The sequence below is a fragment of the Methylocystis sp. Sn-Cys genome (genome assembly GCF_016745395.1).
GTDB lineage: Bacteria > Pseudomonadota > Alphaproteobacteria > Rhizobiales > Beijerinckiaceae > Methylocystis > Methylocystis iwaonis.
In genome coordinates this window covers 50,351-63,438 of record NZ_JAERVJ010000003.1, presented here as the reverse complement: position 1 = coordinate 63,438, position 13,088 = coordinate 50,351, and the positions used below count along the sequence as shown (strand labels likewise).

The 13,088-nt window shown below is 63.1% G+C and carries 10 protein-coding genes and 2 pseudogenes; 3 read left to right on the top strand and 9 right to left on the bottom strand.

Annotated elements, in window-relative coordinates; all coding sequences use genetic code 11:
• The first annotated feature begins 404 nt into the window (after positions 1-404).
• From JJT62_RS07430 to JJT62_RS19540, 3 genes and pseudogenes are all read left to right on the top strand, one after another.
• Entirely contained in the window at positions 405-557 is a 153-nt protein-coding gene (locus JJT62_RS07430) for a DUF2840 domain-containing protein (RefSeq protein ID WP_246744796.1), read from the top strand.
• Positions 558-858: 301 nt separating this feature from the next.
• Positions 859-1,005, top strand: a pseudogene (locus JJT62_RS19105) (S26 family signal peptidase); the annotation flags it as partial.
• Positions 1,006-1,117: 112 nt separating this feature from the next.
• Positions 1,118-1,669 carry a lytic transglycosylase domain-containing protein gene (locus JJT62_RS19540; RefSeq protein WP_202072087.1) on the top strand — a complete coding sequence of 184 codons (552 nt, stop codon included), beginning with the start codon at positions 1,118-1,120 and terminating at the stop codon, positions 1,667-1,669.
• A 442-nt stretch (positions 1,670-2,111) separates the two neighbouring features.
• On the opposite strand, the gene JJT62_RS07415 is transcribed toward JJT62_RS19540, so the two are convergent.
• The 9 genes and pseudogenes from JJT62_RS07415 to JJT62_RS07380 form a co-directional block, all read right to left on the bottom strand.
• Complete coding sequence (locus JJT62_RS07415; RefSeq protein WP_202072086.1) at positions 2,112-2,600, bottom strand: hypothetical protein; 489 nt, start codon at positions 2,598-2,600, stop codon at positions 2,112-2,114.
• A 347-nt stretch (positions 2,601-2,947) separates the two neighbouring features.
• Positions 2,948-3,637 (bottom strand): response regulator, encoded by a 690-nt coding sequence (locus JJT62_RS07410; protein WP_202072085.1) that lies wholly within the window; start codon positions 3,635-3,637, stop codon positions 2,948-2,950.
• A 12-nt stretch (positions 3,638-3,649) separates the two neighbouring features.
• A complete protein-coding gene (locus JJT62_RS07405; protein ID WP_202072084.1) occupies positions 3,650-6,328 on the bottom strand; it encodes a sensor histidine kinase KdpD in 2,679 nt (892 codons plus the stop codon).
• 28 nt (positions 6,329-6,356) lie between these two features.
• Positions 6,357-6,956, bottom strand: a complete 600-nt coding sequence (gene kdpC / locus JJT62_RS07400; protein WP_202072083.1) for a potassium-transporting ATPase subunit KdpC — start codon at positions 6,954-6,956, stop codon at positions 6,357-6,359.
• A 10-nt stretch (positions 6,957-6,966) separates the two neighbouring features.
• A complete protein-coding gene (gene kdpB, locus JJT62_RS07395) occupies positions 6,967-9,075 on the bottom strand; it encodes a potassium-transporting ATPase subunit KdpB (RefSeq protein WP_202072082.1) in 2,109 nt (702 codons plus the stop codon).
• A 13-nt stretch (positions 9,076-9,088) separates the two neighbouring features.
• A complete protein-coding gene (gene kdpA, locus JJT62_RS07390) occupies positions 9,089-10,798 on the bottom strand; it encodes a potassium-transporting ATPase subunit KdpA (RefSeq protein WP_202072081.1) in 1,710 nt (569 codons plus the stop codon).
• A gap of 33 nt (positions 10,799-10,831) precedes the next feature.
• The gene (gene kdpF / locus JJT62_RS19535) at positions 10,832-10,918 is read right to left on the bottom strand and encodes a K(+)-transporting ATPase subunit F (protein ID WP_202072455.1); all 87 of its coding nucleotides are present in this window, start codon (positions 10,916-10,918) and stop codon (positions 10,832-10,834) included.
• Positions 10,919-11,307: 389 nt separating this feature from the next.
• Positions 11,308-11,585 (bottom strand): annotated as a pseudogene (locus tag JJT62_RS19095) (transposase); the annotation flags it as partial.
• Between the two features lie 77 nt (positions 11,586-11,662).
• On the bottom strand, positions 11,663-12,829 hold the full coding sequence (locus JJT62_RS07380; protein ID WP_202072080.1) for a site-specific integrase: 1,167 nt from the start codon (positions 12,827-12,829) through the stop codon (positions 11,663-11,665).
• Between the last annotated feature and the right edge of the window lie 259 nt (positions 12,830-13,088).

Here is a 13,088-nt window from a genome sequence, read left to right as displayed (position 1 = left end):
ATCAGGGACCGAAGCTATCGTGCTATCGGGGACCAAATCCTCGTGCTATCGGGGACCAAAATGGCGCCCAAGCCATTGTCGCGGCGTCATTCACGGCGCTCTTAACTTACTAACTTCGGAATCCTTCGGATTCCTTCTAACGGCGGGCGCCTCCCGCTCGACTGTCGCCCCACGAGCAAAAGGCCAGCCGGTAAGAGAAGAAGGCGCACCCGCAGCTCGGCGCCCACGCCGCGCGCGCAGAGCCGACCATCCGGTCGACGGCGACGCCGTCATCCCTTCGAGACAACGACCCTTCGCAGACAGAATTCGGCCCGCGTCTCCCTTCGACCATGAGTCGAACGGAGGCCGGTCATGAGCGCGCCGACCGAAGTCGAACTCTATTTCGTCAGAGGCAAGATTGAACGCTGGCTGCGCTTTGGCAAGCCGATCAGCGAGCAAACGCTCATCGCCGGCGACGCGTCGCGACATTCACGCCGGGCGCCATCTTCGCCTTCATCCGCTGGGCGTCGAATGCACATGGAACGCTCGTCTCGCGGGTCGACATCCTGCGCGCCTGAGACGACGGCGAGCCCTGCACCACCGTTCCGGGCGTAAAGCCCGGCGCCTTGGAGCGACGCCCATGAGGACACTCGCTCTTGCTTTCGTCGTCGTCTACGCAATCGCGTCGATCTTCGCCAGCGGCTGTGAGCCGCTTCTCGTCTGGAACGCGTCCGCCAATGCGCCCATGGGACTCTAAGCTGTCCGTCCACTCGGCGCGCTCGCCATCACTGATCTCATCGTCGCGCGGCCGCCCGACCCCCTCGCCAGCGGCTCACCGCGCGCGGATAGCTGCCCAAAGGCGCGCTGCTCATCAAGCGAGTGGCGGCGCTCCGCGGACAGAACGTCTCCCGAGCTGACCTCACAATATCTGTTGACGGCAGCGTCGTCGCAGAGGCGAATGCGCGCGATCACGCGGGCCGCGATCTGCCGCGTTGGAGCGGATGCTTTACGCTCAAGCCCGGTGAAAACTTCCGGCTCAATTGGGATCATCCAGCCTCGCTCAACGGGCGGTATTCGGGGCGCTTCCGATTGACGCTGTCATCAGCCGAGCGCGACCGATCTGGACGGAGGCGGAGTGATGGTCGATCCATCCCTCTGCAGAGACGTAACTTGCTGCGGCGCTTCCATCCGCCGGGGTTCGGCAAGATTTCAAGCGAGTGCGCGCGCCCTGCTCTGCGTCTTTTCGGCGCTTCCTGCTTTTGCGGAGTCCACAGGCGGCGACGCTATAGCGAACGAAAAATCGCGCCGTCTCGCCATCAAAAGCGCACTGACGGAGGCGTCCAATCGCTTCCGTCTCCCTGTCCATTGGCTGCGCGCCGTCATGCGCGCCGAGAGCGACGGCGACGCCAAATCCGTCTCCAGCAAAGGCGCGATTGGCCTCATGCAACTCATGCCGGCGACCTACGCCAAGTTGCGCACGCGCTACGGCCTCGGCGCCGACCCGTTCGACGCTTATGACAATATTCTGGCTGGGGCCGCCTACCTTCGCGAATTGCTCGACCAATATGGCGAGCACGGCTTTCTGGCGGCCTATAACACCGGTCCAGGGCGCTATGAGGACTATCTTCGCGGTCGCGCTTTGCCGGCCGAAACGACGGATTATGACCGAAGGATTGCGTCCGCACTTTAACTCGGCGGTCGCTCCGCGGCACCTTTTTTTGGTTTCCTCCTGCAACCGCGCCTCTATCTTCGTGGCGATCACCGCGTCGGGCGACGATAAACAGTCGATACACAGCGCGGATACCGCTCTCAGCGCCAACGGACGAACACGACGTTCTCAAATTCCGGCGCGGCCAGATGTCAGACTATTTGCAACAGATTTGCGCGCAACAGGTCGCCTCAACGCTGCGTCGCCTGCTGCTCCTTCGCGCGCCTCCGACCTTTTCGCTATTCGCCAGTCGTCTGGAGCGTCCCAATGACACCGCTCCCCCATTTTCGTAGAATTGCGCATGTCCTCGCGCCTTTGTGCGCGAGCGCTCCCGAGGGAGCGCCAGCGACCGACTTATCGCAAGATAAAAGGGACAGCCTGCGGCTTTGTCCGGCGGTCGGTTTGTCGTTGTGCTTCAATGCATTCACACAGGCTGCGTTTTCGACGCACAGCCTTTCACTCGCAGCAGGTCCCTGTAACGACGCGCCAATTTCCACCTCGTCTGCGCTTCGCCATGTCGAGTGACGACGACATTCGCGTTCGGCCCCGCCGCATCCGCTCGACGAAGCCGGGAAGAGCGAAGAGCTTCGTGTCGCGCGTGCTGGCCGCGACACAGAAGGCGGGCGGTCTCCATCATTCGGGCGCGCGCGGAAAGGGGCGCGTCGCCTTCGGCCGCGGCCGGGCGACGAGCGTCTCCGGCGCTGCGCGGCCTGACCTCCCATTCGCGCGGCGTTGTGCTCAAGGCGCGGGTTGTGCGCCACGGCCCGAAGTCGGCGCCGCTCACGACGCATCTTCCTATCTGCAACGCGACGGCGTCACCCGCGACGGTGCGCCCGGACGAATGTTCGACGCCGCTGGCGACGAGGCGGACACACGCGACTTCGCGGGTCGCTGCCAGGGCGACCGTCATCATTTCCGGTTCATCGTCTCGCCCGATGACGCCCAGGAGCTCTCCGACTTGCGCGCCTTCGCCCGTGATCTCATGGGCGAGATTGGCCCCCGATCTCGGGACCATAATCGACTGGGCGGCGATCGACCATTGGAACACCGAGCATCTCCACATCCATGTCCTGGTGCGGGGCTGAGCCGACGTCGGCGATCTCGTGATTAGCCGCGACTACATCAGCTGGGGTCCATGGTCATCCTCCGATGATGCTTGGAACCGACGAAAGGTCGGGCTCCGTTTCACACCGCAATTCTGAAGGATGAAAAGACCTCCTCACAGCGAAGCCTCCGAGTCGCTGCGGCCCTTTACGCCATCTAATCAGCTATGAAACGATAGCCGATCCCCGTCTCGGTAAGAACAATCCGGGGCGTCGCGGGATCGTCCTCTATTTTGGCCCTCAACTGGCCGATGAAGACGCGGAGATATTGCACATCGTCCTGATGCGACGCCCCCCACACGGCGCGAAGTATTTCCCGATGCGAGAGAGGCCGCCCGGCGTTACGCGCGAGGATCGCCAAAAGGTCGAACTCCTTTGGCGTGAGGCGCAAGTTTTGTCCGTTCCTGGTCACGAGCCGCTTGGGAATATCCACGCATAAGGCACCAGCCGTAATGGTTACGGGCTCCGCGTCTGCGGCATGCGCGAGGCGCAGCGCCGCGCGCATGCGCGCGAGGAGCTCGCCCATGGCGAACGGCTTTTCGACATAGTCGTTGGCGCCGAGATCGAGCGCTGCAATCTTTTCGGATTCCCGCTCGCGGGCCGAAAGAATGATGACAGGCGTTTTCGTCGTCACGAGCCGCAGCTTGCGGAGCGCCTCCTTGCCGTCGATATCCGGAAGGCCGAGGTCGAGGATCACGAGGTCCGGCAGGCGCTCGGAAATTCGCATAAGCGCGTCATGGCCGCTTGCGGCTTCCTGCACCTCGTAGCCGCTCGCGATCAAGGAAGGTCTGAGAACGCGCCTGATCTGTGGCTCGTCATCCACAATGAGGACGCGCAGCTTGTTCATGCAATTGCTCTCCTACTGCTCGGACACGGCAGGGAAACGCATGACGATCCTCGTTCCTTTTCGTCGGATCGCGGGACTTTGCGCGATGATGGTCCCGCCCATTGCGCTCACCAAACCGCGACAGATCGACAGGCCGAGGCCCGTGCCCGCCTTGCGCCCATCGATGCGACCGCTTCGATAAAACTTCTCGAAAATGCGCTCGAGATCGGCGGGCTTCACGCCCGACCCCTCGTCGGTCACCGTGACGACTACATCTTTCTCTTCGCGCCGCGCATGGATGACGGCGCCGGTCTCTCCGCCATATTTTTGTGCGTTGTCGACAAGGTTGAAGAGAACCTGCTCGAGCAGATTGGCATCCCCACGAATAGGCGGGAGATTGGAGGCGACGCTGATCCCCAGTTTCTGGCCAGGAAAAGCCTTTTTGCATCTTTCGACAAGTCGCCGGATGACTTCCGCCACATCGACAAGATCGCGACGCGGCGAGAGAGCGCCCGACTCGATTCGGGACATGTCGAGAAGATTGGCGACGAACCGGGTGAGCCGCCCGGCTTCTTCTTCGATCGACAACAAGAGATCGTCACGATCGGCCTTCGGCAGTTTTTCGCCGAGCTCTCGCAGGCTGGTCACTGCCCCGGTGATGGAGGTGAGAGGCGTGCGCAAGTCGTGAGACAGCGAGGCCAGCAGCGTTGTGCGCAACTTTTCGTTTTCCTCCAACGCCGCCGCCCGGATCGATTCGCCGACGAGCATCGACCGGTCGACGGCGACGCCAGATTGTTCGATCAGCGAGGTCAAGGCACTTTCCTCCTCGGCGGAAAAGGGCTCGCTGGGATAACGAGGCTCGACGCCGCAAACGGCCAGGACGCCCCGCGCCGCCGCCAGCGGACGGAACTGGAGGCGGACATTCGGGAGCGTCCCGGTCCGCCACCCGGCGGCCTCGCCTTTTTCGAGCGCCCACCGCGCCGCGGCGGCCTCGCCGGCGTCGAGCTGGTCCAGCGGGGGCCAAGCGGCGGCAAGACGCAGTTCGCCCTCGTTGGGCATGAGCATAACGACGCTTGGCGCGTTCAGGGCCTTCTGGATTTGCACGGTGGCGGCCCAGAGCACTTCGTCGAGGTCCTTGGCGGCGGAGAGCTTGCGGGAATATTCGAAAAGCCCCTGCGCCGCTTGCGCCCGCCGCCGCATGTTCTGCGTCTGCTCGCGCATTTTGCTCGCCAAGGCGCCGGTGATCACAGCGACGACCAGGGACACGACGAGCGCCAGAAATTCCTGAGGCTCCGAAATGGTGAAAACGTAACGCGGCTCGATGAAAAAGAAATCGCAGGCGAGAAAGGACAGGAGGGCGGCCGCGATCGCCGACGTCAGCCCCAATCGGGCGGCGCACAGGACGACAGGCAGAAGGAAGACGACAGACAGGTTGGGCGGATGCAGCCAGCGATCGAGACCATAGGCAAAAGCGACGGTGAGCGAGACCGCGCCAATGGCTCCCAGAACCGAAACCCAGCTTGGGGTAAGACTCGGCTGCCGCCATCGGCGGGGACGCGGCTCGGCAGTCCCGATATCGTCGACGACGACATGGACGGCGATATCTTGGGAGCGCCTGACGATTTCGTCCGTGAAAGATCGGCCGAGGAGACGCGCCAGACGCCCGGCGCGCGAGCGCCCGAGAACAATCTGGGTAATATTCTCCCGGCGCGCATATTTGAGCACTTCCGCGGCGAGGTCGTCTCCGGCGATGCGCTCGACCTGCGCGCCGAGCCGCTCGGCCAGGCGTAGCGCGGCGTCGATATGTCTGACGGTCTCGGGGGACTGTTCCTCCCCGCCAGCGGATTGAACATAAAGCGCGACCCACGGGGCGTTGAGGCCGGTGGCGAGGCGCGCGCCGGCGCGCACGATCGCAAGCGTCGTCCTGTCGTGGCCGACGCAAACCAGAAGGCGCTCCGAGGTCGCCCAGGGGCCCTCGATGGCGCCCTGGCGCAAAAGATCAACCATCTGATCATCGACGCGCTCGGCGGTGCGCCTGAGGGCAAGTTCGCGGAGGGCCGTCAGATTGCGTGGCGTAAAGAAGTTCTGCGTGGCCCGCCTGGCCGTCTCCGGAACATAGACCTTCCCCTCTTTCAGGCGCTGGAGCAGCTCCTCCGGCGTGAGATCGACGAGGATTACGTCGTTTGCGTCCTGCAACAGACGGTCGGGCACAGTCTCGCGGACGGCTACGCCGGTAATGCGAGTCACAACATCGGCGAGACTCTCTAGATGTTGGACATTCATCGCTGTCCAGACGTCGATCCCCGCCTGAAGCAATTCCTCGACATCCTGCCATCGCTTCGGATGCCGGCTATTGGGGGCGTTGGTATGGGCGAGCTCGTCGACGACGATGAGCTGGGGCTTGCGCGCGAGGGCGGCGTCGATGTCGAATTCATCGATCGCGCGCCCTTTATATTCGCTGCGCCGACGCGGCAGGACGTCGAGCCCCTCCAGCAGCGCTTGCGTCTCGGCGCGGCCATGCGTTTCGACAAGGCCGACCACAATATCCACACCGTCGGCCTTTGCCGCACGAGCGCGCAGGAGCATGGCGTAGGTCTTGCCAACGCCCGGCGCCGCGCCAAGGAAAACGCGCAGCTTGCCCTGCCCCTCCTTCTCGCTCAAGGCGAGGAGAGCGTCGGGGTCAGGGCGGCGATCGAACTCGTCCCGCGACAAAGGCGTCTCCGCTCCGCCTGATCTCGGTTTATTTTAGCGCGTCGAGGGCAATGTTGAGCAGGAGGACGTTAACGCGCGGTTCGCCGATCACGCCCATGAGCCGCCCTTCCGTATGCTCCTCCACGAGGCGCCGCAACCGATCTTCGCCGAGCCCGCGCGCCTTGGCGACGGCGGCTATCTGAGCCAACGCGAATTGCGGCGAGATATGGGGATCGAGGCCCGACCCCGAGGTCGTCACGGCGTCGGCCGCAACGACATCGATGCGCCCTGCCGCAAATTCGGCCTCGATCGCCGCATTGACGCGGTCGACGAGCTTCTTCGACGTCGGGCCGAGATTGGAACCGGCGGAGTTCGCGGCGTTGTAGGGGACGTCCACGGTCTTGCTGGCGTCGGCAGGGTCATAGCCGACGGTCGCCGAGGGGCGCCCGTGGAAATAGCGCTCGGACGTAAAATTCTGGCCGATGAGGGATGACCCCACGATCACGCCGTTGCGCTCGATCATGCTGCCATTGGCCCGCTCGGCGAAGACGAGCTGAGAGACGCCAGTGATGGCGAGCGGATAGACGACGCCCGTAAGGGCGGTAAACAGCGCCATCATGACAATTGCGGGACGAAGTTGGGAAAGCATTCTTGCCTCGTCAAGCGAGATGAAGAAGAGAGACGACGAGGTCGATCGCCTTGATCCCCACGAAGGGGACGATGATCCCGCCGAGGCCGTAAATCAGCAGATTGCGACGCAGCAGCGCGGCGGCGCCAACGGGGCGATATTCGACGCCCCTCAAAGCGAGCGGGATGAGCGCGATGATGATGAGCGCATTGAAAATGACCGCCGAAAGGATCGCTGACTGAGGCGACGCCAGCTTCATGACGTTGAGCGTCTCGAGCTGGGGATAGGCGGCGACGAAAAGCGCCGGGATGATCGCAAAATATTTCGCGACATCGTTGGCGATCGAGAAGGTCGTCAACGAGCCGCGCGTCATCAGAAGCTGCTTGCCGATCTGCACGATCTCAATGAGCTTCGTCGGATCGCTGTCGAGGTCCACCATATTGCCGGCCTCGCGCGCGGCTTGCGTGCCGGTCTGCATGGCGACGCCGACATCCGCCTGCGCCAGCGCCGGGGCGTCATTGGTGCCGTCGCCGCACATGGCGATGAGGCGCCCGCCCTGCTGCTCCCTTCGGATATAGGCGAGCTTGTCCTCGGGCTTCGCCTGCGCGATGAAGTCGTCGACGCCCGCCTCGCCCGCGATCGCCGCCGCAGTGATCGGATTGTCGCCGGTCACCATGACCGTCTTGATCCCCATGGCGCGCAGCGCGGCAAAGCGCGCTTTTATGTCGGGCTTGATGATGTCCTTCAGATGCACCACGCCGAGCAGCCGGCCGTTTTCCGACACGGCGAGCGGCGTTCCGCCGGCGCGGGAAATGCGCTCGACCGCCTGATCGAATTCGACGCGCGCGCGATCGACCACGCCGGCAGAGAGCATTGTCGTTCCGCCGCCGTTCCACTCGGAAACGGAAGTCGTCGCCTGCGAGACCACCGCATCGACGGCGCCCTTGCGCAGCGAGCGGCCGGGAAGATCGACGCCCGAAATGCGCGTATGCGCCGAAAAGGGAACGATCGTCGCCTCGGCGCAGAGCGTCGGACCCGCGAGACCGTAGCGGCTCGTCGCCAGCGCGACAATCGAACGGCCCTCTGGCGTCTCGTCGGCGAGAGACGCCAGCAGCACCGCTTCGGCGAGGTGATGCTCTGAAACGCCGCCGACAGGCACGAATTCGTCGGCCATGCGGTTACCGAAGGTGATCGTGCCTGTCTTGTCGAGCAGGAGCGTATCGACGTCGCCCGCCGCTTCCACCGCGCGTCCCGAGGTCGCAATGACGTTGAAGCGGATGAGGCGATCCATGCCAGCGATGCCGATCGCTGAAAGCAGCCCGCCGATCGTCGTCGGAATCAGGCAAACGAGCAGCGCAATGAGCACAGTGATGGAGAGATACGCGCCCGAATAGGCCGCAAGCGGCCACAGTGTCACGCATACGATGAGAAAGACGATCGTCAGGCCAGAAAGCAGAATGGAGAGGGCCAGCTCGTTCGGTGTCTTCTGCCGCTGCGCGCCCTCGACGAGCGCGATCATCCGGTCGATGAAAGTCGAGCCGGGCGCCGCGGTGATCTTGACCTTGATCCAGTCGGACAAGACGGTCGTACCGCCTGTGACGGCCGAACGGTCGCCGCCCGCCTCGCGGATGACGGGAGCGGATTCGCCGGTGATGGCGGACTCGTTGACGGAGGCGACGCCTTCGATCACCTCGCCGTCGCCGGGAATGAGATTGCCAGGCTCGACGAGCACAACATCGCCGACGCGCAGCTCGAGCGCGGAGACGCCTTGAAAGACTTCTTTCATGCCGGCTTCGCCGTAGGGGTCTATGAGTCGCTTGGCGTGTGCATCGCTACGGGTCCTGCGCAGCGCGTCGGCCTGCGCCTTGCCGCGCCCTTCCGCCACGGCCTCGGCAAAATTGGCGAACAGCACCGTGAACCAAAGCCAGGCCGCGATCTGGCCCGAGAAGAACGCCTGGCCATTTTGGGCGACGAGGTCTCGCACAAAAAAGGCCATGACCAGCACTGAAACTATTTCCGTGACGAAGATCACCGGATTGCGCGCCAGCCGGCGCGGATCGAGCTTCTTAAAGGCGTCGATGCTGGCGCGTTGGATGATTCCGGCGTCGAACAAGCCGGGAGCGGCGACTTTCGAAGACATCAGCGCGCTCCTTTCAGAAGGTTTTTCCGGCGGTCATGAGCAAGTGCTCGACAATCGGCCCGAGAGCCAGCGCCGGGAAATATTGCAGAAGGTAGAGGATGACGATCACGCCGAGCAGCAGGCCGATGAACAGCGGGCCGTGCGTCGGAAACGTGCCGACCGAGGCCGCAGCCCTCTTCTTCGCCGCGAAGGAGCCCGCCATCGCGAGCAGCGGAATGACGAAGAAGAAGCGGCCGACGAACATCGCGACGCCCAGCGTGGTGTTATACCAAAGCGTGTTGCCCGAAAGACCCGCGAAGGCGGAGCCATTGTTGTCGTTGGCCGAGGCGAAGGCGTAGAGAACCTCGGACAATCCATGGGGCCCCGCATCGTTCATGCTAGCGAGGCCTGTCTGCAACATGACGGACGCGGCCGTGAAGCCCAGGACGGTCAGCGGGTAGATCAGCACCGCCAGCATGGCGAGCTTCATTTCCCGCGTTTCGATCTTCTTGCCGAGATATTCCGGCGTGCGCCCGACCATCAGACCCGCCACGAAGACAGCGATGACCGCCAGCATGAGGAAACCGTAAAGCCCGGCGCCAACTCCGCCCGGCGCAATGCTGCCCATCAGCATGTTGAACATGGGCAGCAGACCGCCGAGAGGGGTGAAAGAGTCGTGCATCGCGTTGACGGCGCCGCAGCTTGTTCCCGTTGTCGCGGCGGCGAAAAGGGCGCTGGTGGCGACGCCGTGGCGGACTTCCTTGCCTTCCATATTGCCGGGCGAAGGATCGACGCCGATGTCCGTCAGAAGCGGATTGCCCGCCGCTTCCGCCCAATACACTAAAAGCGCGCCAAAGAGCAGCACGATCCCCATCGCCGTCGCGACCGCGCGCCCTTGTCGCGCATCGAGAACCGCGCGCCCAAAGGCAAAGACCGAGGCGAAAGGAACGACGAGAAGCGCCCATATCTCCAGCATATTGGAAAGCGCGTTGGGGTTTTCGAAGGGATGCGCGGAATTGGCGTTGAAGAAGCCGCCGCCATTCGTGCCAAGCTCCTTGATTGCCTCTTGGCTGGCGACAGGTCCGAGCGCGATCACCTGACCAATGCCTTCGAGCGTCGTCGCCTGAGTGGAGCCCGCAAGCGTCTGCGGAACGCCGAGCGCGACAAGCGCGAACGCCAGGACGATCGACATGGGCAGCAGCACGTAAAGCGTCGCGCGCGTCAGATCGACCCAGAAATTCCCGACTGTCGAAGACTCGCTGCGCGCGAAGCCGCGAACCAGCGCAAAGGCCATCGCAAGTCCTGTCGCGGCGGAGATGAAATTATGCACAGTGAGGCCGAGCATCTGTGTCAGATGGCTCATGGTCGTCTCGCCGGCGTAATTCTGCCAATTCGTATTGGTGACGAAACTTACCGAGGTATTGAAGGCGAGGTCGGCCTGCACGCCTGCGAAGCCTTGCGGATTGAGCGGCAAAACGCCCTGCAGCCGCTGCAGCGCATAGAGCGACAGCAAGCCGACTATGCTGAATGCGAGCATGGCCATCGCATAGGCGAGCCAATTCTGCTCACGCGCCGGATCGACGCCGGATAATTTGTAGAACCCGCGCTCGATGGGCGCGAGCGCTGGCGTAAGCGCTGTGCGCTCTCCGCCCATGACTCGGGCCATATAGGCGCCGAGCGACATGGCTGCGGCAATCACGGCGAGAAGGACGATGGCGATCTGCGCCAGTCCGATTGCGGTCATGGCGAACACCCGGACGGAGCCGGGCCTCCCTCATCAGAATTTTTCGGGACGCAAAAGTGTGTAGGCGAGATAGACGCCGAGAAGAACGGCGACGATCAGGCCGATGGCTGGTTCCGACATGCCGCCGCTCCTTCAAAGACGACCGCACGCGCGCGCATAGGCGGCGGCGACAACAAAAAGAACGACGTCCAAGGCGACGTAGACAAAGTCGAGCATTCGTCGCCTCCTCAACTGCGCCGTGTCTTTCTATCCCGTCGCCATTTGATCTCCTGGACGAGATTGTTTCCGACGGTGAATACAAGGCGAAAAGGCCTAACGCGAAGATTGGCTCTGGCATGACAGAACTCCATGGCCTGCATTATCTGTCAGTTCGAGTTTGTCGCCGAAGGACCGATCAGACACGATGGAGGATGGCCGCAAAAGACATAAGGAAGCCATTAAGATTTTCGGATGGCTGTCCGGAGCGGGAGAGAAGCAAGGCGCGCCGCCAGAGAATTCGTGGTCAATGAAGCATGGCCGCGCGACGCGATAAAGCAGGCGACGACGCCAATCTGACGGCTCATGGTCTTGCCCGCCGAGCCCGTGTATTGCCGCACGAGCCGCAGGGGGCTTTGCCCAGCTTCAGGAACCCTGTCTCGTCGACGACGAGAACCGTGTCGTCATCGGCCAGGGTTTCGAGCGCGTAATCGCGCACGATGCCGCCCGACGCATCCGCGTCCCAGCATGCACGGCCAAGGATCGCTTGTTGTCGTCACGGCCCCGGATCGCCGGCCTCCTCGGCGAGCATTCAACCGGTAACTCGGAGGAAGTTATCGCGTTTGCAGGCGGGCCCGAGGTGCATGATTGACCATCCCCTCGCCGTTCTCATGCACTGCCGTCAAGCGCGGCGGCGAGGCTCGCGCCAATCTTATCTGCAGCGAGACGGACCGGGTCGGCGTCGAGATGCGCGTAGCGCTGCGTTGTAGCAGTTTGCATATGGCCTAGAAGCTTGCCGACAATCGGGAGCCCAAGCCCCGCCCCGGCTCCGACGCTGGCAAAGGAGTGGCGCAGATCGTGAATGCGTAATCCCTCAAGGCCGGCCGCCTCCGTGACGGCTAGCCAAGGCTTCTTGAGGTCGGCTCGCGGGACATTGGGATTGGCGCCGGGAATGACGCAGTCGCCAAGGCGTTCCAGCGAGCTCAGCACCATCATCGCCGGCGCATTGAGCGTGATTGTCTTTTTGCCGGTCTTCGAGTCGGGCAAGAACAAAAGCCCGCGGTCGAGATCGACATGCTCCCAGCGCAGGTGGAGGATCTCTCGCAGCCGAGCCCCGGTGAACAGTAGCAACCTCAACGCGGCGACCCCTTCTCGGAACCGCCCGTCGCCTTCGAAGCGTCGGAATGCTTCCCCGAGCCGCCCCAACTCCTCCTTACTCAAAAACCGTTCACGTCGGCTTTCCGGAAATCGCTCGATACGGCTCGCCGGATTATACGCTTCGGGCGTCAGTCCCATCCGCTCGCCAAACGAATACATGCTGGCGACCACCGCAAGCAGCCGGTTGGCCTGATAGGGCTGCTCCTGCATGGACAGATGGAGGCGCGCAAGATCGGGCCGAGACAGATCATGCGCTTTGCGGGCGCCATGCTTTGGAACGAGATAACGCTCAATCAGGCTTCGATAGTGAATGGCTGTCGTACCCTTCCGTTTCGGCCCGACATGCTCCGCCAGAAACCGCCGCGCCAGCTCCGCGACTGTTATCGCCGCGCGCTCCCGGCGTCGCTCTTCCGCCGGATCGTGCCCCGTACGCACCTCGGAGAGCGTCGCCTGCGCCAGCCCCCGCGCTTGTTCCGGGGTCAAGGGGCCAAACCGGCCGACCGCCACAAATCGCTTTCGCCCGGCAGCCCGATATCGGACCAGAAATGTCTTCGTGCCCGAGGGCTCGACCCTCAGGCCGAACCCTTTGAGGGCGCTATCCCAGATGACATAGCGCTCGGCGTTTGGCGCCGCCGCGTCGACGACGCGCTTTGTCAGCTTCGCAATTCGCTCGCTCATCTCGCCTCCTTCGGTGACCAAATGGTGACCACTTGAAAGATAGTCGCTGGCGGCAATCGGAAACGACGTCGAAGATAATGTCAATATAAATCAATACACTATCGCACTATGGCTGGGAATCGGATAGTGCCGGATAGGCGGAAAATGAGACTTTTAATCAGGGGGTCCCGGGTTCGAGCCCCGGCGCGCTCACCAACAAAAACAACCAGTTGTATTGCCTCGTTGGGGCCAATTGGCGTCCAAGGGAAGTGGATGATCA

Coding starts and splice junctions, on each gene's coding strand:
- JJT62_RS19540 (WP_202072087.1), top strand. CDS start 1,118: ATGGTCGATCCATCCCTCTGCAGAGACGTAACTTGCTGCGGCGCTTCC.
- JJT62_RS07415 (WP_202072086.1), bottom strand. CDS start 2,600: ATGATGACGGTCGCCCTGGCAGCGACCCGCGAAGTCGCGTGTGTCCGC.
- JJT62_RS07410 (WP_202072085.1), bottom strand. CDS start 3,637: ATGAACAAGCTGCGCGTCCTCATTGTGGATGACGAGCCACAGATCAGG.
- kdpC (WP_202072083.1), bottom strand. CDS start 6,956: ATGCTTTCCCAACTTCGTCCCGCAATTGTCATGATGGCGCTGTTTACC.
- kdpB (WP_202072082.1), bottom strand. CDS start 9,075: ATGTCTTCGAAAGTCGCCGCTCCCGGCTTGTTCGACGCCGGAATCATC.
- kdpA (WP_202072081.1), bottom strand. CDS start 10,798: ATGACCGCAATCGGACTGGCGCAGATCGCCATCGTCCTTCTCGCCGTG.
- kdpF (WP_202072455.1), bottom strand. CDS start 10,918: ATGTCGGAACCAGCCATCGGCCTGATCGTCGCCGTTCTTCTCGGCGTC.
- JJT62_RS07380 (WP_202072080.1), bottom strand. CDS start 12,829: ATGAGCGAGCGAATTGCGAAGCTGACAAAGCGCGTCGTCGACGCGGCG.